The organism is Conexibacter sp. W3-3-2, assembly GCF_009707605.1.
GTDB classification, from domain to species: Bacteria; Actinomycetota; Thermoleophilia; order Solirubrobacterales; family Solirubrobacteraceae; genus Paraconexibacter; species Paraconexibacter algicola.
This window is the reverse complement of sequence record NZ_WLYW01000002.1, coordinates 170,783-193,464: the sequence shown is the minus strand read 5'-3', so window position 1 is coordinate 193,464 and position 22,682 is coordinate 170,783. Positions and strand designations below refer to the sequence as shown.

Below are 22,682 nucleotides of genomic sequence, written 5' to 3'. Positions count from 1 at the left end.
ACGGCGTTCCGCGGCCCCCAACGGGGCCGGGGGGCGCGTTCGGGAGCCGATCCACCCGGCCCGCCGGGCCCGTGAGGCCGCGTGGCGGGAGGGGATCCACCCCGTTGTGAGAGCGGATTCACCCCCTCAAGAGCTTGCCGGTGGGAGCAGTTCCACCCCCTCGCGGCCCGACCGGGGACGCAAGCCCTGCTGCGGGAGCCGATCCACCCCCTCCCCGGACGGCGCGAGGCCCGGCATCAGGGCGCCCCGGGCCGGCGCTCACCGCCCCGGCCCGGGGGCGTGCGGGAGCCGATCCACCCGCCCCGCGGCCGGTGCTCGACGCCGGATTTGGTGGGGTGTGGGAGGCGATCCACCGGGTCAGTGCCCGCGGCCGCGGCGGCAGCGGGGCGGTGTGGGAGGCGGTCCACCCCCTTCACGACCGTGGGGCGGGAGGCGATCCACCGGCTCGTGGGATCTGCTGCACCCCCTTGCGGGAGCCGACCCACCCGGCCCCGCACCGCCCCGATCGCGCCGCGCGCGAGGCCCGGGTCGGCCCGGGTCGGTGGGAGTCGGCGCACCCCCTTGCGGGAGCGCGCGCACCCCCTTCTGAGAGCGGATCCACCGGGGGTTCGGGAGCCGGCGCACCCCCTGCCCAGATCCGCGGCGGGCCGCTTCGGTGGCCTGGTGAGCACCCGCGTGGCGAAGCGACGCGACGGGCTGCGGGCGCGACTGGGAGGTGCGCCCGCAGCCCCGCCACGCCCGCTGCCACCCCGCCTGACCGACCAGCAGCTCACCGCGGTCCTGCTCGAGCACGAGCTCCAGGACGCACGGCTGGTCGTCGGCGCGATCTGCGCCTACGCCTGGCTGCGCTCGCGCACCGACCTGCGCCTGCCCGGCCGGCCGATGAGCGCCACCGTCAGCTGCAGCCAGGAGCAGATCGCCGTCGGCATCGGCAGGGTCTGCGGCTGGCAGCCCGCCCCGGACGCGCGCGCCGCCCGCGATGCCCGTCACCACACCACCGCCCGTTGGCTGCACGCCCTGCAGGCCTGCGGGCTGGTCGACCTCACCGTGGTGCACGACCCCGACGGGCACCCGTGCCGCACCGACATCACCCTCCTGCCCCTCCCTGAGGTCCCGGGCCCGCGGCAGTCCGCGGCCGCGGCCGCGTGGCTGGCCGCGCGGCTGCGCCGCGCCCGCGAGCGCTCCCCCAGCAACAGCACCCGCACGACCCGGTTCCTGCACGCGCGCCGCGCCTTCGCGCGCCGCCCGCGAACAGAACGCCCCACTCCTGCGGAGCTGTCGCCAACGGCGACAGCAACCCCCGGCAGGGACCACCCTCAGCGTCTGAACGGACCCCAGCAGAACACGCGCGCGCCCGGCGCGCACGATCACGCCACCACCCGGCTGCCCGACACCCGGCGCATCCAGCACCTCAACCAGCAGGCCGCCCGCGAGCACGAGCGCCACCACGAGCTCACCCGTCGCCTGATCGACCAGGCCCACCGGCTCACCGACCACGACCTGCACCAGCTCACCACCCACCGGCGCGACACGCTCAAGGCCCTCTTCGCCGCGCTGCGCTACCAGAGCCCGCGCAGCAGCCTGGCCGGCTACGTGCCCACCGACCGCTACCAGCTCCTCACCGAGCTCCTCGCACGACACCAGCACGCCCGCAGCGCCCTGAACCCCACCACCGGCCCGCCGCTCATCGCCGAGCTCGCCAGCGAGCTCGTGACGCTCGCGCCGGCATGCGAGACGCTCCACGCCCTCATCGGGCTGCTCGAGGTCCGTGTGCGGCACCTCGAACGCACCGTCCAGATCGCCTCCCGCCAGCACCTGGCCCGCGCCGCCCGCCGCAGCACCGCACGACGCCAACCCGCCCCCCGCACCCGGATCGCGTTCCGCCTGCACCCCGACGGCTGGGGACCCCACCACCCCCGGACCCCGCCCAGCACCTCCCCTACGACCCCGACACCGACACCATCGCGCTGCGCCGCCGCGACCAGCTGGACCCCACCGCGTGGCCGGCCCCGGCCAGCGTCCAGCGCGACGTCGCGATCCTGCACGCCCACCACACCACAAGCCCGACCGCCGCAGCACCGTGGTGCGCACGGACCACCGCCGCGATCAACGACCGGCCCGTCCTCGCCGACCCCGACCAGTGGCTCATCGCCCTGCGCCACCGCCGCCACACCCGCCACCCCACCCCGCGCCCATGACCTGGCGGCGCGGCAGGACGGGCACGTCTCCTGGGGGTCACGCGCCGCGCAGGCATCCGTCGACGCCGCGAGCGCGATGGGTGACGGCGGCCGGTGGCGTGGCCGAGACCGTCGTGCCGCCGACCGTGCAGTGGACGACGGTGGGTCTGGGCGGCGATGATGCTGCGATGGCGCCCGAGACCGAAGGCTGGACCGCGTCGAATCGCTCGCCAGGAAGCGCCCTTCGCCGCCGTTTTGCCAGGACGGAGCTCGCAGACGCCATCGTGGTCCCGCTCCTGCTCGTCGGGGGCATCGTCTTCTTGACCGGGGTCTCGCTGGTCATCGCCGTCCCGTGGGTCGTGCTGGGCGCCCTGGTCACCGGGGCGTGGTCGCTGGTCTTGGTCATCGCCGCGGTAAGCGCGCTCGTCGGGGCCGTTGTCGCGTCACGGCGTGCGCGCTCCCCGCGGGCTCGCGCGGCTGCCCGCGTCGCGGTGGGCCTCCTCTCCGCGACCATCGCTGCGCTCGTCGTGCACCCGCAGGGACACGACCTCCTTGTCACCGCCGCAGGCCAGATCTGGACCTCAGCGCAGTTCGCACCGGAGTACTGCCGACCGGGGTCCTGCTAACCACGCGGGTTCGTGCGGCTGGCCGCGTCGCGGCGGGCCTCCTGTCAGGCGTCGAGCCTGCGGACGCAGCGCGTGGCGGCTCGCTCGGTTGCGCGGCGGGCTTGTGGCGCGGTGGCGAACGCATCGGTCGCGAGGAGTTCGCGGACGGCACTGCTGACGGCTTCGTCGTCGCTGAGGAATCGCCGAGCAGCGTCGAGGACTCGGCGGCGCATCGTCAGGTCGGTCTCGACCTGCCCGGCGATCTCGTCGAGCAGGTGGTCCAGCAGGAGCACGACGTCGCTGAAGTCGCGGTCCACAGGGCTGCCGTCATGTCGCGTGCGGCCGAAGGCCTGGGCCTTGAGCGCGACGAGGGCGGCGGCGTTGGCACACCACAGTCGCGGCTCGTCGGGACGCTCGGTGAACGCGACGGCGACGCGATGGGTGCGCAGCTCGGGGATGGTGTTGTTGACCGGTAGGCCGCGGGCCGCTCCCGTGGGGAATGGGTGAAACGGTCTGATCAGCTGGACCTTGAGGTCATCGCCCCGGACCCAGGTGAACGACTGCTCGTGGGGCTCGGTGCTGCGCGTGAGGCCGGCGGCCTCGAGCGCGGCGACGACGCGCTCGGCGGCCTCGATGCTGGTGCCGGCGTCGACGTCGCGGGTCGGGCTCACGGGGACCTCGCGACCGTGGAGGGCGACGCGGATCGCGCTGGCGCCGACGACGACGATGTCGTTGCGCACTGGGGCTAGTGCGTCGGCGGCTTCGCGCAGCAGCGGGTCGGGATCGATGAGCTTCATGGGGTGGGGAGTAGCCGTCGGCGGATGGCGTCGGTGAGGTCGATCGCGCGCTCGCCCGAGTAGCGGCAGTCGATGTAGAGCTGGACGAGGTCGGCGATCCGCAGACCGTCGTGGTCGGTGGCCCAGTCGAGGATGACGGGGTCGGGCGCGATGCGGACGGTGATGCGGCCGGTCGCCGGGCGGGCGGGTTCGGCGATGAGCTCACGTTGCCACGCCTCGAGATCGGGTTGGCGGACCCAGATCGTGGCGACGGCGGGCTCGACGAGCGGCTCGACGAGCGCGGCGCCCGCGAGGCCGCCGACGCAGTACGGCAGCCCGGTCGCCGAGGCGGCCGTGCGGATGAGGTCGAGCGCGTGCGCGGTGGTTCGCGCCCCGACGTCCCAGGTCGTCTGCCGCGCGCGTCGCCACGGTCCCTCGTCGGCGATCGCGTCGAGCAGCTGCGCGGGGTCGCTCGCGTTCACGGCGCGTTGCCTGGCGTCGGTGGCCGTCGCAACGCGCAGGAGGTCTCGATCGGCGAGCTGCGCGACGGCGCGCGAGGCCGTCGCAACGCTTGTACGGGAGGCGGTGGCGAGCTCGCTGATCGTCGTATCGCGGGCATCGGCGTGCAGGAGCAGCCAGCGCCCGACCCGGGCCGCGCCCTTGCTGAGCGAGCGTGACGGGCTCGGGGCGAGGGTCGGCGCCTGCGTCGGCGGCTGGAGGATGAGGAGCTCCGGCGGCTCGACGAGATGCACTTCGCCAGCACTGGTCGCGAACGATCGGCCGGCGGCGCGGAGAACCTTGAGCGCGCCCGGTGCGGCACGCTCGATCAGCAGCAGCCCGCGGTGATCGGTGAGATCGCCCGCGGCGCGTGTGGTGAGCGACGTGATGTGCTGGACGGGCCACGTCCGCACCGACCTGCCGGCGTGCAGGAGGGAGGCCCGATCAGCTTCGATCACCAGGGTCACGTCAGGCGAAGGCGTTTGCAGAATCACAACGCTTGCAATTGTACGCAAGTACATTCGGAATGAGAACGTTGCGAACCTCGAGCGGCTCTCAGGCCTGTCCGGGTGCGCGACCTCCAGCTCGACGGCCGCGTTGAAGAGGTCGAGCGGCGCAGCCCTCGGTCTGCGCCGCCCCGGGGGTGGCCTGAAGATCAGCGGCTGGTGACTCCAGGCCCCTGCGGTCGCGGTGTCAGATCCGTCGGGGTGGGTGCGACGTGGGCTGTGCGGAGCGGCGGGCGTTGAGGTGCGCTCGTTGATGCACTACGTTCGGGTCGGAACGGTCCAGTGGGGGATGACGATGCAGCGACGTTTCTGCGACCAGTGCGGGGTCGCAAACAGGGCGACGGCGCGGTTCTGCGCCGGGTGCGGGCAGGCCTTGCCGTCCGACGAGCCCGACGGTGAAGAGCTCGAGGAGCCGACGCTCGTCCATGACACAGCTGACCCCGAGACCGTGGCGGACGCGCCGGTCGCGCTGAAGAAGGTCAGCGCCGCCGAGCACGACCCCGCCCCCACGACCGTGTCGACCAGCCCCCCGACCGAGGCGCCGGCGGAGCGTTCTGCGGGGCGCCGGCGGGTGGCGCTGGTGGGCGGGCTGGCGGCGTTGCTGGTGGGAGCGTTGGGGGTGACCGCGTTCGCGCTGATCGATCGCGGACCCAGCGATGAGCGCCTGGCGCACCGTCAGCTGCAGCTGGACGCCGCGCTCCTCGATCGGCACGTGGAGCGGGTCGCGGCCGCGGCGAACGTCGCGCAGCTGCGCGAGGCCGGCACAGGCGCCGCGACCGCCCGGACGGTGATGCTCGGCCGCCAGCGCGAGCTGGCCGACCTGGAGGACCCCACGGTCCGCCAGGACGCACTGGAGGCCCACCGCCAGATCACGGTGGTGCTCGACGGCCTCGGCACGCTGGCGACCTTGTCGGAGAAGGACCTGCTGCCGTTCACCGAGCGCGCCGGCGCGATCCTCGAGGCGACCAACGTGCTGCGCGACGGACTGGCCGAGCGCGTCAGCGCGCTCTCGCGCGAGGAGGACGGCCTGACCCCGATCCGGGTCGACCACGCCGCAGCGCGCGCGGCGACGCTGCAGGCCGCCCGCTACCTCAAGCGCTCCCACGAGCGACTCGAGGACTGGCGGCAGGCTCGCGTGCGGTACCGCAAGCAGCGCAGCAGCGCGACCCGCAAGGCCGAGAGCTACCGCGGCCAGATCCGCGGGCTGCTGGCCTCCTACAACGAGACGCGCGACGACCTGCAGGAGTACGTCGACGACGTCAAGATCTTCAACGAGTCCACCGGGGAGTTCGAGGACGCGCTCAACACCGCGCGCGGCAAGCGCGAGCGCATCCGCGGGCAGCTCGTGGCGCTCAACCCGACCGCCCCCAGCCGGGTGCGCGACGAGCACCAGGCGCTGGTCTCGCTGCTGGACCAGGCGATCACCGCGACCGACTCCGGCGTGGCGCTGGCCCGCGCCGCCCAGGACCTGCGCGACCTGGGCGACTACGAGACCTCCGGCTTCGAACTGCCCGAGTACGACCGCTTCCGCGAGCTCTCCGACACGATCACCCGCCAGCGCGACAGCGCCGTGGCCGCCTGGGAACGCCAGATGGCCGCCTACCTGCGCAAGCTCGGCGGCAACCCGCCCAAACGCCCCACCGTCTAGGACCACCGACATGCACCCCCACCCCCACCACCCCCGGCCCGGCGTGCTGCTCATCGCCGCGGCGATCGCCGCCCCGCTGCTGGCCGGCGCGCCGCCCGCCGCGGCCGCGACCTGCCCGCAGTTCATCATCGGCCAGGCCAACAGCAGCGCCTACCCCGACTTCCAGCTCCCGGCCCGCGGCAGCACCAAGAACGCCAGCTGCGCGACACTGCAGAACATCGCCCGGCGCCTGCACGACGGCACCTACCAGGTCCCCGACGCGGCCGCGGGCCGCGGCACCTACGGTCGGGCGTTCACGGTCCGGCACGCCGGGAAGGCCTGGCGCTGCCGCCTGCGCAGCGACGGCGGCTCCGGACCCACGTACGCCATGCGCTGCAGCCGCCCCAGCGGCGCCCAGCTGCGCTGGACCACCGGCTGACCGGCACGGGCGTGGTGTGATCGTGTCCGGTGCGCGCAACTCGCTGCAGCTGTTCACCGTCGGTGCGGACGTGTCCGGGGAGCCCACGTTGATCACCCCGGCCAGCTTCCAGTCGCTGGGCGCCCGCGAGGTCCAGGAGCTCGAGCGCTGGCTGAAGGCCCGGCCCGAGGTGATGGGCGAGGACTTGAAGATCGTCGGCAGCCAGTTCGCCGGGTTCGACCGCACGCTGGACCGCCTCGATCTCCTTGCCCTGGACCGCCAGGGCAAGCTCGTCGTGGTCGAGATCAAGCGCGACGAGAGCTCCAACGGCCAGGACCTGCAGGCACTGCGCTACGCCGCGTACGTCTCGACCCTGACCGCCGAGCAGGTCGTCGGCATGTACCAGGCCTACGAGGCCGCCGAGCGTCAGCGCGAGCTCACCACCGGGCAGGCCCGTGCGGAGCTGGAGGAGTGGACCGGCGGCAAGGCGCTGGACCCCCTGGACGAGGACGCCGTCCCGCGGATCGTGCTCGTCGCCGCCGGGTTCCCCGTCGGGGTCACCAACACCGTGCTGTGGCTGACCCGCAACTTCGACATGGACATCACCTGCGTGCAGGTCACCCCGTACACGGTCGCCGGCGAGATCGTGCTCGCCGCCTCCGTCCTGATCCCGCTGCCGGAGGCCGCGGCGTTCGAGGTGCGCCTCAAGGAGAAGCAGCGCACCGCCCGCCGCCGCCGCGCCGCCGGCAACAGCATCGACTTCGCGGTGGCGCGCGCGTTCATCGCCGCGATCCCGACGGGTCGCTGGGCCTCCTACGGCGACGTCGCGGCCGCCGCCGGCGCCCCGAAGGGCGGCCAGGCGCTCGGGACCTGGCTGGCGCGCATGGAGACGGACGTGCCGTCCCTGGTCTACCGCGTCCTGAACCGCCTGGGCGAGGTGTCCCCCGGCTGGCGTTCGGTCGACCCGGCGCTGCCCCCGACCCCCGAAGCGGTCCGCGAGCGCCTCGTTCGCGAGGGCGTGCGGTTCGACGCGCAGGACCGCGCGAGCCCCGACCAGCGCTTCACCACCGACGACTGGGCGACGCTGCAGCCGCCCGAGAGCTCGGAGAGTTGACGGGCGCCGATGCCGTGAGGTGAACCGGCCACGCCGGGCGGGCGTCGTGGGTGAACGCGTCTGGTTCACCTCGGGTTCACCTTGCTGCTGGTCGGGTCGCTCCGTTGACCGGTGCGTTGTGTGGGGCTGGTGCGCGGCCGGTTCCTAGCGTGCCGGCCCATGAACCTCTCTCCTCCTTCTTCCTTCTGTTCTTCGCCGGGGCGGCGTTGGCGGCGTGGCCGCGGCGCGCTGGTGGCGTTGGCGGCCTGCGCCTCGCTGGGCGTCGGCGTGGCGCCCGCCGGTGCCGCGGGCGCTTCGGGCCTGGACGTGACGCCGGTGCTCAACGCCCTGACCGAGCCGGTGAGCTCGTTGATCGGCCAGGACCGCAGCCTGCAGGCGCAGATCGACGACTACGCCCGCGAGTTCGGTGTCGGCCAGCGGGAGGCGCGCGGTCGGCTGGTGGCGATCCACGCGATCACCCGCAACGCCACGCGGCTGTCGGGGGCGCTGGGCGGCCTGTACGGGGGGATGTGGTTCGACAACGAGACCGGGAAGATGCGGGTCGGGGTCGCCGGGGCGCTGGGTGAGGCCAGCGGCCTGGTGGGCACGGTCACGCAGGCGCTGGGCGTGGCGGATCGCGTCGAGCTGGTGCGGGTCAAGAGCTCGCAGGCGCTGCTGCGCACGGCCTACGACGCGCTGCACCCGGTGCTTGAGTCGCTGAAGGACGTGCGGTTCGGCGTCGACGAGCAGCGCAACCGGATCACGATCACCGTCGCGGACACCGCGGCGCCGCAGCTGCAGGCTGCGCGCGCGCTGCTGGACCGCCTCGGGGTCGCGGTGGCGATCGAGCGCGGCACGCTGGACGATGTGCGCCCGAGCCCGGCGGCGTGCCCGTCGATCAGCGCGTGCACCGCGCCGCTGCACGGTGGCCAGGAGGTCTACTCCGAGACGCGTCCGACCTACAGCTTCTGCTCGGCCGGCGGCTGGGGGTATGTGTGGGGTCGTTGGGCGGTGGTGACCGCGGGGCACTGCTTGGACAAGATGCCCACGAACACGACGTGGGCGGCGCACTCCCCGCAGGGTGCGCGGCGGATCGGCCGGCAGTGGGCGTGGACGGTCGGCGAGTACGGCGACTTCGGCGTGATCCTGCAGGAGGATCCGTTCTGGCTGGGCGGCGGGCTGCGCAGCATCACCAACCTGCGCGGCACCAACGAGGACTGGCCGATCCGCGGGGTGTCGCAGAGCCAGCCCGCCGGGGTGCCGATCTGCCGCACCGGCCGCACGACCGGGGTGCGCTGCGGCGTGACCCGGGGCGGCCCGCACTCCTTCCGCTACGCGGCCAACGGGCCGCTGGTGAAGTACCAGTTCCTGGCCAACGGCAGCCACGGCGGCCTGAACATGTGCGCGGAGAACGGTGACAGCGGCGGCTCGATGCTGTCGTGGACGACGCTCTACGGCATCACCACGGCCTCCAACGGCTCGGTGAACTGCCCCAACCAGGAGAACGTCTTCTACATGGACCAGGCGATGATCACCCAGTTCACCGGCCTGGGGTGGCTGACCAATGGGTGAGCAGCTCGCGCGGGACGCCCCGCGGGCGGGTGTGGACGGGTGCGTCATCCGCGCTCGTACAGTCGGTGGCATGCGAGTTTCCAAGATTCTGTGCGCCGCCCTGGCGTGTGTGGTGGTCAGCGGTGAGGCGGCAGCGGCAGGCGCCGCGGTCCCGTCGCCGTGTGACCGGCCGCAGGCCCAGGAGCCCAGCGCCAACGCCCGGTGCGCGGCGGCCTGGCGGTCTCGGGTCGCGGTCGTCGCCCGCCAGGAGCGGGTCTCCCGCGAGACGGCGGCCGCCCGCGAGATGACCCGGTTCCTGGTGCTCGGGCGCACCGACCGCGTCCAGCGCGCGCTCCCGGCCGCGCTGGCCGGCCCCGTCTACCTGACGAAGACCGCGGCGCTGCGGGTCGGGGCGACCGATCCGGCCGCGGCGCGCGCGGCGGCCCGGCGGGCGGTCGCCCGGCTGGCCGTCACCCGGCCCGAGCGCGCGCTGCTCGAGCGGCGGCTGCGCGTGTACCGGGTGGCCTTCAGCCACCGGGAGATCCTCGAGACGTTCGCCGACGTCGAGCGGCGCCTGCCCGCCACCGCGGTGGCGGGGGCGGTGCAGTCCTACGGCGTGAGCCTGGACCTGGACACGGGCCGCGAGGCGGTCGTGATCGAGGTCGCCCCGGGGGCGACGCAGGCGCAGTTCGACGAGGTCGTCGCGTTCGCCGCCCCGTACGGGGCGCGCGCGGTGGTGCGCCGGGCCACCGGGGTGATCTCCCCGGACGGGGGGGACCGCCGCGACCCCGGCCTGACCCCTCGCGCGAGCACCCCCGCCCCGCCCCGCGTGGTGGGCGGGGGGCTCGCGTCGCTGGCTTGTGGGAGGCCAGCCCCCTGCATCGTCTCCCGCAGGAAGCCCGCCGGCGGGCGTCTGGACCCGCTCGCCGGCGGTGTCGGATCACGGACCCGGGGGTCGCGCTCGCTGGCGCGGCCCCCGGCCGTGTGCCCCGGGTGCTGGTGGGGTGGTCAGGTGGTGAGCCGCTGGTGCTCGTGCAGGCGGTCGAGGGCGTGCTGCAGGTCGCTGGCCAGCGCCGGGTCGCCCTGGAGCAGCCGCACGGCGAGGTCGGTGGGGATGGCGGCCTGCTGCACGACGCGGGCGAGGCTCGTGCTGTTGGGGCGGGCGGGGTGCCCGTTCTCGTAGCGGTGCAGGGCGGTGCGGCCGATGCCGCAGTCCTTGGCGAACTGCTGCATCGTGCGGCCGCTGGCCTTGCGCCGGTTGCGGATCTCGATGCCCAGGGGGCCGTGGCTGCGCATCAGCGGTCGTCCTCCTGGTCCTGGGGCTCGACGGGCAGCCAGAGGCGGTGGCGGCCCAGCCAGGCCTTGACCTGGATCATCTCGCCGTCGTCGACGTCGTCGAGGTCGACGGCGGCCCAGACGATCCGCACCTCGGGACCGGCGGGATCCTGCGCCGCCCTGGTGGTGGTGGGCTTGTGGGCCCAGTCGCGCACGAGCTGTTCGAGGTCCAGCGCGGCGGCGCTGGGGTTGAGCGCCTCGCGGATCTTGGCGCGGCGGCCGAGGCTGAGGAGCATGCCGTCAAGGCCCTCGCGGGCGAGGCGTTCCTGGCGGTAGATGAGGTCGAGCTTGTAGTCGCCGGCGTGGGCGGCGCGCAGGCGCGGGGAGCCGTGGGCGTGGATCCAGGCGTCGCGTTCCTCGGCGTAGGCCTGGTCGTGGGCGGCGGCCTTGCGGTCCTGCTGGAGCGCCTCGAGGTGCGCCTTGAGGGCGGTGATCCAGGTGGTCGCGCGCACCCAGGGGTCGCTGTCGGCGTCCAGCTGCGCGAGCGCCGGGCCGAGGGTGTCGGGCACGGTGCTCAGGACGGCGTCTTCGTGGTGGCCGGCGATCTCGTGCAGGAGCTCGACGGCCTGGTCGAAGAGGTCGGGGTGGGCGGCGCGCGCGAGGATCTCGCCGCGGCCGTCGGCGCCGGGGATGGCCAGGAACTGGAGGTCCTGCGGCGGGTCGGTCTGGCCGCCGGGGTGCAGGGCCCAGACGGTGTGGGCGTGGGCGCGGGCCTGGGCGGTGTGGGCGTCGGCGCAGGCGAGCGCGTGCTCGTAGGCGTCCAGGACGGTGTCGATCGGCGGGTCGAGCTCGTCGACGACAGGGGCGCCGTGGCGCAGGGCGCTTGCGTGCGGGTCGGTGGTGGTGTGGATGGTCCGGGCGATCGAGGTCTGCCCGTCGGCGGCGGGCACGAGCGCCAGGGAGATCGCGTCGCCGGTGCGCCACCGCGCGTCCCCGGTGTCGGTGTACTTGTCGTGCGGGGGGCGGTGCAGGTCCCCGAGGCCGGTGAGCTGGTGCGCGCTCGGGTCGGGGCTGGTGTGCAGGTGCAGTCGGCGGGCGAGGTCGACGATGCGGGCGCGCTGCTCGGCGGTGAGGTCCTGCAGCTGATGGGTGCGCTGGTCGATCGCGGGGGCGGGCCGCCCGGTGGTGATGAGGTGCTCGCCGCGGGCGGCTTCGCTGTAGCGCACGGGCAGGTGGATGAGGCAGGCTGGTTTCCGCGGAGACCTTGAAGCGCGGGATCCGTCCCGGGCAGCGAGGAGTCTTCACAGCGATGTCCCGACCGAGGAAGTACCCCAAGGAACTGCTTGATCGCGGCGCCCGGGTGGTGATCGAGAGCGGCCGCCCGATCGCCCATGTCGCGCGGGACCTTGGGGTCCCGTCCGAGACGCTGCGCAAGTACGTGCGGCAGTTGGAGGCCGACGAGGGCTTGCGGCCGGACCTGCCGACCGCGGCGGAGCGCGAGGAGATCAAGCAGCTGCGCAAGGAGGTCTTCGAGCTGCGCCGCGCGAACGAGATCTTGAAGGCCGCGTCGGTGTTTTTCGCGACCGAGCTCGATCAAGACCGACCGAAGTGAGCGCGTTCATCGACGAGCACCGCGCCCGTTTCGGGGTCGAGCCGATCTGCAGGACCTTGGGCGTGTCGGCGTCCGCCTACTACCACCGCGCCACCGGCCAGCGCTCAGCGCGGGTCATCGAGGACGAGAAGCTCTTGCGGCTGATCGAGGAGGTCGCCGAGCGCAACTACGGCGCCTACGGCTACCGCAAGACCTGGCTGACGCTCAAACGTCACGGGGTCGAGGTCGGCCGCGACCGCGTCCGCCGGCTGATGCACCAGCACGGCCTGCAGGGCGCCAAGCGCCGCGGCAAGCCCTGGCGCACCACGACCCCCGACCCGGCGGCCATGAGGAGCCCCGATCTGGTCGAGCGCGACTTCACCGCCACAAGGCCCAACGAGCTGTGGGTCGCGGACTTCACCTACCTGCGCTGCTGGGAAGGCGTCGTGTTCTTCAGCTTCGTCCTGGACGTCTACAGCCGCCGGATCGTCGGCTGGCAGTTCGCCTCGCACATGCGCACCGACCTCGTCCTGGACGCACTGCGCATGGCGCTCACCCGCCGGCCCGCGGGCGCGGATGTCGAGCTGATCCATCACAGCGATGCCGGCTCGCAATACACGTCCTACGCCTTCCAGCAGGTCCTCGACGACCATCACGTCCTGGGGTCGATCGGTTCGGTCGGCGACGCGTTCGACAACGCGCTGGCCGAGTCGTTCGTCGACACGTTCAAGACCGAGCTCATCCGTGACCGCGTCTGGCGCTCGCGAGGCCAGCTGGAGCTGGCGATCGTCGAGTGGGTCGCCTGGTTCAACAACGACCGACTCCACGCTTCCCTGGGCGATCTTCCCCCTGCAGAGTTCGAGACTCTGCGCAACGAGCAGTACGTTCAGATCTCTCCCTCTCTCAATGAAGAGGGAACCTACTAACCCAGTCTCCGTCGATCCCAGCCCGCCTCAGGACGACCATGTGGCCGTCGGTCCGTCGCAGGGGCGAGGACGCGTGGTCGAACGCGTGAGTCATGTTCTTCTTCTCCTGGTCCCGACGCTTTGGCCGGGACGTCTGGGGGTTCCGGGCCCCTCTGGGGCGCCGGATGTCGACACGGCGTCGACGATCGGGCAGGGTAGCGCGGCGGGCCGGGAAGGTCCAGGGGCCCGATGGAACACGCGGAACAGCCCGGGCTTGGCGCGGGTAGGGTCGCGCCCGGCGCTCGCGGTCTGGCCCGCGGGCGCCACCAGCTCCGACGCGCGACGACGTCGATGTCGGCGCCATCCCGCGCGCCTGGCGACCCAAGGCACCGTTAGTGGCATAACTCTTCAGCCTGCAACCGACCCGGGCTGTGTGTTCGGTGCCCGGTCTCGTCCCGCCCAGGCCTCGTGCCAGCACGGCGCCCTGCCGGTCGTGGCGCCGCGCAGCACCGCGTCCCGCGCGCGCCCCGGCTTCCCGGGGCGTTGCGGGAGCGGGATCGTGTTCGTTCCGGTCCCGGGACGGTGCCGTGCGGTGTCGTGCGGTGTCGTGCGGGGCGCGGGGCGGGGTGCGTGGCGTGGTGTCGGGTTCCGGGCATCGAATACGGCCCGGGTTCCCGGCTGGGTTGCACGGGTGTGAGTTATGCCACTGGTGTGTGTCTGGGGTGGCCGGTAGACCTTGCGGGGTGAGCGACCCCGGCCGACCGCAGCACCCCCGCGACCTCCCCGCCCCCGGCGAGGCCTACCTGCAGACCCTCACCACCGCCGCGACCGCCGACGCCTACCGCAGCCACCTCTGCGCCTGGCACCGCTGGTGCGCCGCCCCCACGCCCGGCGACGGGCCCCGCCCCCACGCCTGCCCGACCAGATCGACCCCACCGACCCCACCCCCGCCCAGATCACCGCCTGGGCCGCCTACCAGGCCACCCTGCACCGCGACCAACGCCACCGCGCCGACGACCCCGACGCCGACCGCGGCCTGGCCCCCACCACCATCCGCGCCCGCCTCACCGTCCTCGCCGCCTACCTCGACCACACCCACCAGCACCAGGCCGACAACGACGACGACGGCAGCGGCCGGACGGGCACGCGGCGGCGGCGGGCCAGCGGCGCGGTCGTGCGCCCCGCCCTCCAGCAGCTCGAGCACGACCGCCCACCCGACCCGCCGCTGGCGTACCTCAGCGCCGCCCAGGAAGCCCAGGCCCAGGCCGCCGCCCACCGCGCCGGCCCCCTCCCCCACGCCATCTTCGCGCTCATCACCCTCTACGGGCAGCCCGTCAGCCACCTGCCCCGCATGACCGTCGCCGACGTCGACCTCACCACCGACCCGCCACTGCTGCACACCCGGCCCGCCACCGCCGGCACCCGCCGCACCGTCCCGCTCGTCGGCAGCGCCCTCACCGCCCTCACCGACTGGATCGCCGTCCACCCCGACCCCCGACCCGACGCCCCCCTGCTGGCCACCCGCCACGGCCACCGCCCCGACCAGCCCGCCCGCCCCCTCACCCGCCAGGCCATCAGCAAACAGCTCCACAGCGCCCTCGCCGACCTGCAGGTCCCCACCGACACCCCCGGCCAGACCCGCCGCCCGACCCTCACCGACCTGCGCCACACCTTCGCCGCCCGCTGCATCGCCCACGGCGTCACCCCCGAAGAGCTCAAGGACTACACCGGCATCACCTGGAGCGGCCACCAACGCGGCCTGCGCACCCCCCTCACCCCCCCGGAACGCCGCGCCGCCGCCACCGGCACCACCCACCCCGCAGCCCCACCCCAGCTGGCCGAGCACCCCCTCACCGACCACCTCACCCCCACCCCACGACCCCGCCGCATCGCCACCCGCCACTACGAACTGCTCGCCGGCGAAGACCGCGCCCGCACCGCCCTGCTGCACACCGCCATCCAGCAGATCCCCGACCTCCTCGCCCGCGCCCTCGCCCTCCCCCCCAGACCACCGCCACCAGCTCCTCACCCCACCCCCGCCCGGCGACCCCAGCCTCCCCGCCGCCCACGCCCACCGCATGGCCGCCCACGCCGCCCTGCACCTCACCGCCCACCCCGCCGACCAGCAAACCCAACGGCTCACCCAGCTCACCGCCGAGCTCACCCAACGCGCCCACGCCCGCACCCTGCTGCGCACCGCCGCCTCCTGGCCCACCGACCTCACCCTCCCCACCCCCGACCAGCTCCTCAACACCGACCCCACCGACCCCGACGAGCACCGACGCCTCGCACTCGAGCTCTGCCTCAGCCTCGCCACCCCCGACCACGACCCCGCCCCCGACACCCACGCCCTCACCGACGCCCGCGACCGCACCGCCCACGCCCTCCACACCCCGCCCGCCCCCCCACGAACTCGCCCACCTGCTCCCGCAGACCCTCGCCCGCACCGACCGCCCCGACCGCCCCACCTTCGCCCGCCTCAGCGCCCTGCTCCTGCACGAGCACCCTGAGCCCCGCGAACTGCTCGACCACGCCCTCACCCACGCCATCGCCCACCACCGCGCCACCCACCCCACCGCCTGGCGCAGCGTCCTGGCCTGGTTCACCACCAGCCACCTCACCCCCACCCCCCACCCCGCACGCCGACCACCTCCTGCACCACGCCCTCCTGCTCACCCACCACGCCGCCACCGACCCCGAGGCCGACCTCGAGGCCGACGGCGACGACGGGGCGGCGACCGGCCCCTCGCCGGCGGCCTGAGCGTCCCTCGCGCGCGGGCCCGCGCGCGCCTGGCCGCTGGCCCGCGTGAGCCTGAAAACACGGGGAGAGCAGGGCCAAACCGCGGGCCGTTCACCATCGGCGTTCACCTCGAGCGCTGGGAGGTGAACGCGCGGCAACCGCGGCGCGGCGCCCGGGCGTCTGAGACCGTGCTGGCGGTCAGCAGCCCGGACGCCCGATTAAAAGGTCGTCCGGGGCGTGCTGTATCACCCTCGCTCATCATGGCCCCGGATCGCAAGACGAAACCGCCCGTCGCCCCGGATCTCTCCGCCCTGCCCCCGTCCGGCTACGTCCGGACCGGCGGACGGCCGCCGACCAAGGCCAACCGCACGAACATCGGGGCGGTCGTCGACCCCTGGGAGCACTCGGTCTTCGAGCGGGTCGCGGTCGCCCGCGGCCGCAGCCTCTCGGACATCGTGCGCCAAGGCGTACGCGCGCTGGCCAGCGATCTGCGCGACGAGGACCCGGCCCTGGACGAGCTCCTGACGTGGCTGGAGTGGCGCGACGAGCAGCTCGCCGCCGGCCGCGACCCGTCGATCATGCGCGGCCGCCGTCCCGAGGACGGCTTCCTGGACGAGGACGGCCGCCCGGTGGAGTGGCAGCCCGGCGTGCTGCCGGGCCACGGCCCCGCGCTCCAGGACGACGACCGTCTGCAGGATGCGGCATGACCCGCACCCTCCGCACCTTCACGCTCCCCCGACCCGTCGCCGGGAGGTGTGGGGTGCCATGAGATCCCACAGCGGGAGCCCGCCGTGATCGGCTCCCGAACGAAGAAACCCCCGGCGGCAACCGGAGGTTTCGGGTCCAACAAAAAGATCTCGTTGGCACAGCGTAGCAGCTCGTCGGACGGAAGACGAGCGCTCGCCGATCGTCGCTGCCCGCTCACGGAGGCGCAGCGATGACCGTGCTGCCGACCCGCGACCTGCGCGCACCGCAGCGCACGATGGCGGCCAGCCCGGTGCTGCTGCCGGCGATCGCGCGCGTGCGTCGTGAGCTGCTGGCCAGCCAGCGGATCCCGCTCGCCGCGGCGCGAGCCGCGCACCCGATCCTGGACCGCGATCGCCGCGAGCGCCCCGGCGATCCGGTGGGCGTGCGCGCCGAGGGCAGCCACGGGGAGCTGCGCAGCGACGGCATGCGCCGCGCGGAGACCGTGCGCCTGGTCATCGCGCTGCTGGGACACCTGCCGCTGACCCACCTGCCCGCGCCCGACGGCGGCCAGGGCTGGACCTACGCCTCGCCGGGGACGATCGGCGCGCTGATCGGGACCGCGGCAGCCGGGACCGGCGACCTGCGCCTGCAGATCCGCCGCGATCTGCACCACGCGCTGATGAGCAACCCCAGCTACCGCCCGCGCCACCCCCGCCACGGCGCCCACGGCTACGCGGGCAGCGAGCTCGACGCGTGCGAGCTGTACCTGCACGGCCCCGACGGGCCCGCCTGGTATCCGCTGGCCCGGGCGCTTGAGCCCTCGGGGCACGGCGCCGACCGCGGCCGCCTGGCCGCGGGGTACACGGCGCTGGCGGGGAGCCGGTACACGGTGCGCGTGCGGTTCGCGCAGGACCTCTACACCGCCGCCACCGTGACCGGTGGCGGTGGGCCGGCGGTGGTCGAGGTGGAGGTCGGGGCGCTGCGCTCGAGTCCGCGGGTGCTGGGCCTGTATCTGCGCGCGCTCGGGCACCGGCGCCTGACCGGCGGCGCGTACGAGCCGCTGCCCTCCCAGCCCCTGCAGGCCGAGCACGAGCTCGCGGAGCTCGGGCACTACGCCGCCCTGGCGCGCGGCAGCGGCGAGGCCGGGGCCTCGGCGCGGCGCCGCGCGCGCGGCGACGTCCACGAGGACCTCGACGTGCTGGCGGCCTGGGACGGGCCGAGCGTCAGCACCCACCCGGCCGGGCGGCTGCTGCTGATCGATCCCTCCGCCGCCCCGGCGGCGGCCAGGCGCTGCGACACCCGCAGCCGCTACCGCCGCGACGCCGCACGCCAGGCCCGCCGCCGCAGCCACCCGCCCGCCCGCGCGGCCGCGGGCCGCGAACCCGCAGTCGCGCTGCCGCGGCCCGGGCGCGGCCGCGAGCCCGGGCCGCACACCGCCACCACGGCGCGCCAGGCACCCGGAACGCCGCACGGCCCCCCCCGCGGCGCGCCGCTAAGGGCCCGCCACCACCAAGCCGCACACCGCACACCCCGCCCCACCCCGGGGCCGGCGCCCCCATGCCCGCCGGCGCCCCTATGCCCGCTCGAGCGCGCTCCAGGAGCCGCCCGCGCCCGCCCGGGGCGCCGGCGCGCGGCTGCTCGGCCCTCCCCCGGGCCGCCGAGCGACGCCCGCACCCCCGAACCGACCCCGCGACCCCCGCTCGAGCCGCCCACCGAACCGGACACCACCGGTTTGTCGGACCGCGCGGCCGCGGGGGTGGGCGCCGGCCGCTCCTGCTGAACCGGTGGTCTCCGACTCCAAAACGGGGGCGTCCGCGCACGAGTACGGCGGCCTCCGGTTCCGATTTCGGCGGGGTCCGTGGTGTGCTCGTGGGGTGTCCGGGCGGTGGGTCGGCGGGGTCCGCGCCGAGGTGGTGGGGATCCGGGGGTGCGCTGCGGTGGGGTCCGGCGGCGGCGGGAGGCGCAGGGGCGGGTGGGCGCTAGATGGGTGGGCGTGCCCGCGTCGGCCCGCACCGTTCTTCGTCGTCGAGGCCTGCGCGCCTCTCTGGCGGTGAGCGCCCCGCCCCCGGTCGCGGCCGCCACGGCGATGCCCGAGGTTCTGCGCGATGGCGAGCTCGTCGACGCGCTCCTGGCCGTCGGTGTGGGGGATCTGCGGCGGGTCGTCGGTGGCCTGGTCGCCTACTCGTGGATCCGGGCGCGCGCCCTGGCCGCCCCGGGGCCGCGGTCGGGGACGATCTCCTGCAGCGGCGAGCAGGCCACGGTCGGGATCGGCCGGATCCTCGGCTGGGCCGATGTCGAGGCCGAGGAGCTGCGCAGCCGCCATCACCAGACCGTGCGCCGCTGGCTGGGCGATCTGCAGCAGGCCGGCCTGATCGCCGTGGTCGTGGCCTGCGACCAGGACGGCCGCCCGCGCCGCACCGACATCACCCTCCGTGCCCCGCAGCGCCCCACCGATCACCTGGTCGGTGACGCGTGGCTGGCCGGCCGGCTGCGCCGCGCCCGGGCCCGCCGACCGGCTGGCCAGCCGCCGACACGGTCGGTGCGCGAGCTGCAGGCACTCGAGGCATGGCGGGACGCGGCACGCGAGCGTGGCTGCCGGCGGGCGCGCGAGCGCCGCGCACGGCTGATGCCGAAATGCCCCACTCCTGCCGGAGCCCCCGTTGGGGGCGACGGCAACCTGGCCCACCAGCCTCTCAGCTCTCCGAGAACGTCGGTAGAAGACGCGCGCGCACCGCGCGCGAACCAGGCCACCCCGCCAGGCCAGCAGCACCGGGATCGAACGGCGGACATCGAACGGCGCGTCGCGGCCGAGCAGCAGCGCTCCAGTGAGCTCGCGCGGGTCCTGACCGCCCGCACCGAACAGGTCCTCCAGGAGCTGCGCCGCGCCGAGGATCTCGCGGCGTGGACGGCGGGTCGGCGCACGGCGCTTGCGCAGGCGTTCGCGCTGGAGCGCCACGGCTGCGCCGACCCGGCCCTGGCCGGGTACATGCCCGCCGACTCCTGGGCCAGCCTGCGGGCGAGCCTGCACGCCTACCAGCAGCTGCGACCGGTGCTCGGAGCGCAGGCCCCGACAGGCGGGGTGCTGCTGCTGGACCTCGCCCGGGCGGGGCGCTGCCGCACGCTGCACGCCGCCGGCCTGCTGCTCGCCGCCCGCCTGAAGGGCCTGCGCCGCATCGCCCCCGTGCTCGGGCAGCGCCCCGACGCGCTGATCGCCCAGCTCGCCGCCGACGTGCTCGTGCGCCGGCCCCGCCCCACCACGACCGGCCGGATCCGCTTTCGCACGACCACCACCCCACCCGGGGCGGTGGCGGACTTCGGGCCCGTCCCCTACACCCCGCAGGGCCTGCCCGCGATCACCTGGCCCACCCGGGCCGGTGGGGAGCCGCGGCTGCCCTACGCCCCGGGCACCCCCGGGCTGCGCGGCACCCACGCCCCGCCGGCGCTGCTGCACGACGCCCTGGTCCTGCACGCCCACGACGGCGACGCGCGCGCCCGCCAGGCGCTGCTGACCGTTCACCCGGTGCTGCTGCAAGCGCGCCGCGAGTTGCAGACGCTCACCGACGCGCAGGCGTGGCTTGCGGGCAAGCCCGCTCCCCGCAAACCGTCCACGGACGCCCACCGACCGCGTACCGTCCACAGCACATGCCCACGCTCTCCCAGACGGGCCTCTCCGGCCGCGCGCTCCTGGCGCTCCTCGCCGCGCTGAGCGCCCCCGGCATCCTGCTCCTCACCGACCGCCCCGGCCCCGCCCCCGACACGGCCCCCGCCGTCGCGGTCGCCGACGCCTCCTACGCCGACGAGCAGCCCACCGCCCGCGCCCTTGCCCAGCACGCCGACCTCGCCGTCCTGGGCCGCGTCATCGACGTCACGAGCACCCCGCCGCGCACCGCGCCCGACGGGCTGCGCATCCACGGCCAGCTCGCCACCGTGGAGGTCCGCGAGACCTTCACCGGCCCGCAGCGCCAGACCGTCACCGTGCGCCGCGACATCCCCGAGCTCGACGGCCGCCAGCTCAGCGTCGCCGGCGAGCCCCCCTACGAGATCGGCCAGCAGGTCCTGCTGCTGCTCACCGAGCGCAGCGACTACCCCGGCATCTACCGGCCCCTGTCCCCCAGCGCCCGCCTGACCCTCGACCGCCAGCAGCGCGCCCGCTCCGCCGACGCCACCGCCCCCGCCGGCCGCCAGCTGCAGCAGCTCGGCGTCCGCGGCATCCGGGAGCTCTGGCCATGACCACCCGCCGCCTGCTCCCCCTCCTGCTCGCGATCGCGCTGCTGGGACCCAGCACCGCCGCGGCGGTCAACGACCCGCCCGTCCTGTGGACCGACAACGCCGGGCGCGTCGTGCACCAGCACACCCTCACCTACCGCATCCTGGACCAGACCAGCGGCGCCTGGACCGGCATGGTCGACCAGGCGATCGCCTGGTGGGACCAGCGCACCATCCTCAACGTCGGCAAGGTCGCAGGCGGCCAGAACGTCACCGTGCAGAGCGGCGACTACGGCGACACCGGCTGGAGCGGCCTGGCCGTCAGCGGCCACCACACCACCCACGGCAACGTCTACCTCAACGACCGCTACTTCCAGGGCGACCCCGGCGCACGGCTCGCCATCACGTGTCAGGAGATCGGTCATCAGTTCGGGCTCGGGCACGGCGGCAACGACTGCATGTCCTTCACCTACCACTCCCCCGCCTCCCAGGACCCGCAGGCCGGCAACACCAACCTCACCAACAGCTTCTTCACCAACGACATCACCAGCCCGCAGCTGACGCTCAACGTCCCGCAGACCGCCGACCAGGGCTCGACGGTCACCGTGTCGATCAGCGCCACGCCCGACGACCGCTACGGCCAGATCACCCGCAGCACCATCACCACCCCGCAGGGCACCCGCGAGTACCCCGGGGTCGCGCCGAGCACCACGTACACGTTCGGGCTCGGCGACAACCAGGTCACCGCCCAGGTCTGGGACGACCGCGGCCGCACCAGCACCCGCACCGCGACCGTGCGCGTCAGCAACGCCCCACCCACTGTCTCGATCACGGGCACCAGCCGCATCGACTCCGGCGAGGTGCGCGAGTACCCGATCACCGCCAACGACTCCGGCGGCATCGCCAGCACCTCCTGGACGGTCGTGCGGCTCAGCGACAACCAGACCGTGCAGCGCGGGACCGCGTTCCCCGCCGCCGTCGGCCCGCTGGATCCCGGCGACTACGAACTGCGCGCCAGCGCCACCGACCCCCAAGGCGCCACCGGCACCGCGACCTTCGCGATCAACGTCACCCAGGGCGCCCCCACCGCCACGCTCGCCGACCCCGGCACCGTCCGCGCCCGCCAGCCCACGACCCTCACGCTCACCGACATCCGCGGCGCGCACACCGCCACCACCTGGGAGGTCTCCGGGCCCGGCGGCGCCTACAACCGCACCGAGCGCCTGGACAGCCTCGACCTCACCTTCAGCAACGCCGGCACCTGGACCGTCACAGCCCGCCTCAGCGCCCCCAACGGCCTGCAGCGCACCCTCACCCGCGACATCACCGTCCAGGCCACCGAGCTCACCCTCAACGCCAGCGCCCCCGCCCGCGTCCAAGCCCCCAAGGCCGTCCCGATCACCGTCCAGGCCACCGGGCACGAGTACCTCACCGTCAACTGGCGCAACACCAGCACCGGCCGCTACGGAGGCCAAGCGCTCACCACCGGCACCAACAACCTCGCGCTGCCCGCCGGCCCCTACACGCTCACCGTCACCGCCTCCAACCCCGACCGCAGCACCGACACCGAGCTCACCACCACCGTCGACCCCGCCCCCACCACGCCCTCAAGCCCCACCGCCCCCAGCACGCCCGCCGCGACCGCGCCGACCGTCACGCCGCCCACCACGCTCGGGACCCTGCCCGCCACGCGGCAGACGGTGCGACTGCGGCTGCGCACCGCCACGCGCACCACCAGCACCGGGGCGCGCCGCACGACCTTCACGCTCACCACCAGCACGCCCAGCCTGCTGCGCAGCTACGTCATGGACAGCGGCTGCGACACCAAGCAGCCCCGCATCAGCCGACGGCCCACCTTCACCATCACCCGCACCCCCGGCCAGCCCCGCACCACCGTCTGCTTCACCGCCCGCCCGCAGAACCCCGCCACCCACACCGCCACCACCGTCCGCGCGACCCTCCCCGCACTCCGCGCCCGCGCGCGACGCTAACCCCCCCTGCAGGCCCGCGCGCGCAGCCGCGCGGGC

General features: G+C 74.7%; 18 protein-coding genes and 1 pseudogene. 15 read left to right on the top strand and 4 right to left on the bottom strand.

The window, feature by feature from the left end; translation table 11 throughout:
* Nucleotides 1-663 precede the first annotated feature (663 nt).
* Both GKE82_RS24150 and GKE82_RS24145 read left to right on the top strand, forming a co-directional pair.
* Nucleotides 664-2,358 carry a hypothetical protein gene (locus tag GKE82_RS24150; RefSeq protein ID WP_154735503.1) on the top strand — a complete coding sequence of 565 codons (1,695 nt, stop codon included), beginning with the start codon at nt 664-666 and terminating at the stop codon, nt 2,356-2,358.
* On the top strand, nt 2,297-2,803 hold the full coding sequence (locus GKE82_RS24145; protein ID WP_154735502.1) for a hypothetical protein: 507 nt from the start codon (nt 2,297-2,299) through the stop codon (nt 2,801-2,803). Before GKE82_RS24150 ends, GKE82_RS24145 begins: the two co-directional genes overlap by 62 nt.
* A gap of 44 nt (nt 2,804-2,847) precedes the next feature.
* Here the strand turns inward: GKE82_RS24145 and GKE82_RS24140 are convergent, their stop codons facing one another.
* Nucleotides 2,848-3,579: a hypothetical protein gene (locus GKE82_RS24140; protein WP_154735501.1), complete on the bottom strand. Its 732-nt coding sequence runs from the start codon at nt 3,577-3,579 to the stop codon at nt 2,848-2,850.
* Complete coding sequence (locus GKE82_RS24135; RefSeq protein ID WP_154735500.1) at nt 3,576-4,514, bottom strand: hypothetical protein; 939 nt, start codon at nt 4,512-4,514, stop codon at nt 3,576-3,578. Before GKE82_RS24135 ends, GKE82_RS24140 begins: the two co-directional genes overlap by 4 nt.
* 421 nt (nt 4,515-4,935) lie before the next feature.
* Between GKE82_RS24135 and GKE82_RS24130 the strand changes: the two genes are divergently transcribed.
* The 4 genes from GKE82_RS24130 (at nt 4,936) to GKE82_RS24115 (ending at nt 9,272) form a co-directional block, all read left to right on the top strand.
* Complete coding sequence (locus GKE82_RS24130) at nt 4,936-6,210, top strand: hypothetical protein (RefSeq protein ID WP_154735499.1); 1,275 nt, start codon at nt 4,936-4,938, stop codon at nt 6,208-6,210.
* Between the two features lie 10 nt (nt 6,211-6,220).
* Nucleotides 6,221-6,628, top strand: a complete 408-nt coding sequence (locus tag GKE82_RS24125) for a hypothetical protein (RefSeq protein ID WP_154735498.1) — start codon at nt 6,221-6,223, stop codon at nt 6,626-6,628.
* A gap of 16 nt (nt 6,629-6,644) precedes the next feature.
* Entirely contained in the window at nt 6,645-7,721 is a 1,077-nt protein-coding gene (locus GKE82_RS31055) for an MGMT family protein (protein WP_154735497.1), read from the top strand.
* 231 nt (nt 7,722-7,952) lie between these two features.
* Nucleotides 7,953-9,272 (top strand): S1 family peptidase, encoded by a 1,320-nt coding sequence (locus tag GKE82_RS24115; RefSeq protein WP_154735496.1) that lies wholly within the window; start codon nt 7,953-7,955, stop codon nt 9,270-9,272.
* Between the two features lie 987 nt (nt 9,273-10,259).
* Here GKE82_RS24115 and GKE82_RS24110 read toward each other — a convergent pair.
* Together GKE82_RS24110 and GKE82_RS24105 are read right to left on the bottom strand one after the other, a co-directional pair.
* On the bottom strand, nt 10,260-10,547 hold the full coding sequence (locus GKE82_RS24110; RefSeq protein ID WP_154735495.1) for a helix-turn-helix transcriptional regulator: 288 nt from the start codon (nt 10,545-10,547) through the stop codon (nt 10,260-10,262).
* Entirely contained in the window at nt 10,547-11,752 is a 1,206-nt protein-coding gene (locus GKE82_RS24105) for a hypothetical protein (RefSeq protein WP_154735494.1), read from the bottom strand. The genes GKE82_RS24110 and GKE82_RS24105 overlap by 1 nt, the downstream gene beginning before the upstream one ends.
* A gap of 83 nt (nt 11,753-11,835) precedes the next feature.
* Between GKE82_RS24105 and GKE82_RS24100 the strand changes: the two genes are divergently transcribed.
* The 9 genes and pseudogenes from GKE82_RS24100 (at nt 11,836) to GKE82_RS24065 (ending at nt 22,646) form a co-directional block, all read left to right on the top strand.
* Entirely contained in the window at nt 11,836-12,138 is a 303-nt protein-coding gene (locus GKE82_RS24100; RefSeq protein WP_154735493.1) for a transposase, read from the top strand.
* Nucleotides 12,135-13,043: an IS3 family transposase gene (locus GKE82_RS24095; protein WP_154735492.1), complete on the top strand. Its 909-nt coding sequence runs from the start codon at nt 12,135-12,137 to the stop codon at nt 13,041-13,043. Before GKE82_RS24100 ends, GKE82_RS24095 begins: the two co-directional genes overlap by 4 nt.
* A gap of 1,330 nt (nt 13,044-14,373) precedes the next feature.
* A pseudogene (locus tag GKE82_RS31715) lies at nt 14,374-14,694 on the top strand (hypothetical protein); the annotation flags it as partial.
* A 406-nt stretch (nt 14,695-15,100) separates the two neighbouring features.
* Nucleotides 15,101-15,532, top strand: a complete 432-nt coding sequence (locus GKE82_RS29370) for a hypothetical protein (protein WP_230317228.1) — start codon at nt 15,101-15,103, stop codon at nt 15,530-15,532.
* Nucleotides 15,533-16,022: 490 nt separating this feature from the next.
* Entirely contained in the window at nt 16,023-16,469 is a 447-nt protein-coding gene (locus tag GKE82_RS24085; RefSeq protein WP_154735490.1) for a hypothetical protein, read from the top strand.
* Between the two features lie 230 nt (nt 16,470-16,699).
* Nucleotides 16,700-18,229, top strand: coding sequence for a hypothetical protein (locus GKE82_RS24080; protein ID WP_154735489.1), 1,530 nt, complete (start codon nt 16,700-16,702; stop codon nt 18,227-18,229).
* A gap of 270 nt (nt 18,230-18,499) precedes the next feature.
* The gene (locus GKE82_RS24075; protein ID WP_154735488.1) at nt 18,500-20,155 is read left to right on the top strand and encodes a hypothetical protein; all 1,656 of its coding nucleotides are present in this window, start codon (nt 18,500-18,502) and stop codon (nt 20,153-20,155) included.
* Nucleotides 20,092-20,679, top strand: coding sequence for a hypothetical protein (locus GKE82_RS24070; RefSeq protein ID WP_154735487.1), 588 nt, complete (start codon nt 20,092-20,094; stop codon nt 20,677-20,679). The genes GKE82_RS24075 and GKE82_RS24070 overlap by 64 nt, the downstream gene beginning before the upstream one ends.
* Nucleotides 20,676-22,646, top strand: coding sequence for a hypothetical protein (locus GKE82_RS24065; protein WP_154735486.1), 1,971 nt, complete (start codon nt 20,676-20,678; stop codon nt 22,644-22,646). Before GKE82_RS24070 ends, GKE82_RS24065 begins: the two co-directional genes overlap by 4 nt.
* Nucleotides 22,647-22,682: the final 36 nt, after the last annotated feature.

Excerpts from the sequence above, each read along its gene's own strand:
- GKE82_RS24100 (WP_154735493.1), top strand. The coding sequence starts at position 11,836 with ATGTCCCGACCGAGGAAGTACCCCAAGGAACTGCTTGATCGCGGCGCC.
- GKE82_RS24080 (WP_154735489.1), top strand. The coding sequence starts at position 16,700 with ATGACCGTGCTGCCGACCCGCGACCTGCGCGCACCGCAGCGCACGATG.
- GKE82_RS24085 (WP_154735490.1), top strand. The coding sequence starts at position 16,023 with ATGGCCCCGGATCGCAAGACGAAACCGCCCGTCGCCCCGGATCTCTCC.
- GKE82_RS24110 (WP_154735495.1), bottom strand. The coding sequence starts at position 10,547 with ATGCGCAGCCACGGCCCCCTGGGCATCGAGATCCGCAACCGGCGCAAG.
- GKE82_RS24070 (WP_154735487.1), top strand. The coding sequence starts at position 20,092 with ATGCCCACGCTCTCCCAGACGGGCCTCTCCGGCCGCGCGCTCCTGGCG.
- GKE82_RS24065 (WP_154735486.1), top strand. The coding sequence starts at position 20,676 with ATGACCACCCGCCGCCTGCTCCCCCTCCTGCTCGCGATCGCGCTGCTG.
- GKE82_RS29370 (WP_230317228.1), top strand. The coding sequence starts at position 15,101 with ATGGCCGCCCACGCCGCCCTGCACCTCACCGCCCACCCCGCCGACCAG.
- GKE82_RS24125 (WP_154735498.1), top strand. The coding sequence starts at position 6,221 with ATGCACCCCCACCCCCACCACCCCCGGCCCGGCGTGCTGCTCATCGCC.
- GKE82_RS24140 (WP_154735501.1), bottom strand. The coding sequence starts at position 3,579 with ATGAAGCTCATCGATCCCGACCCGCTGCTGCGCGAAGCCGCCGACGCA.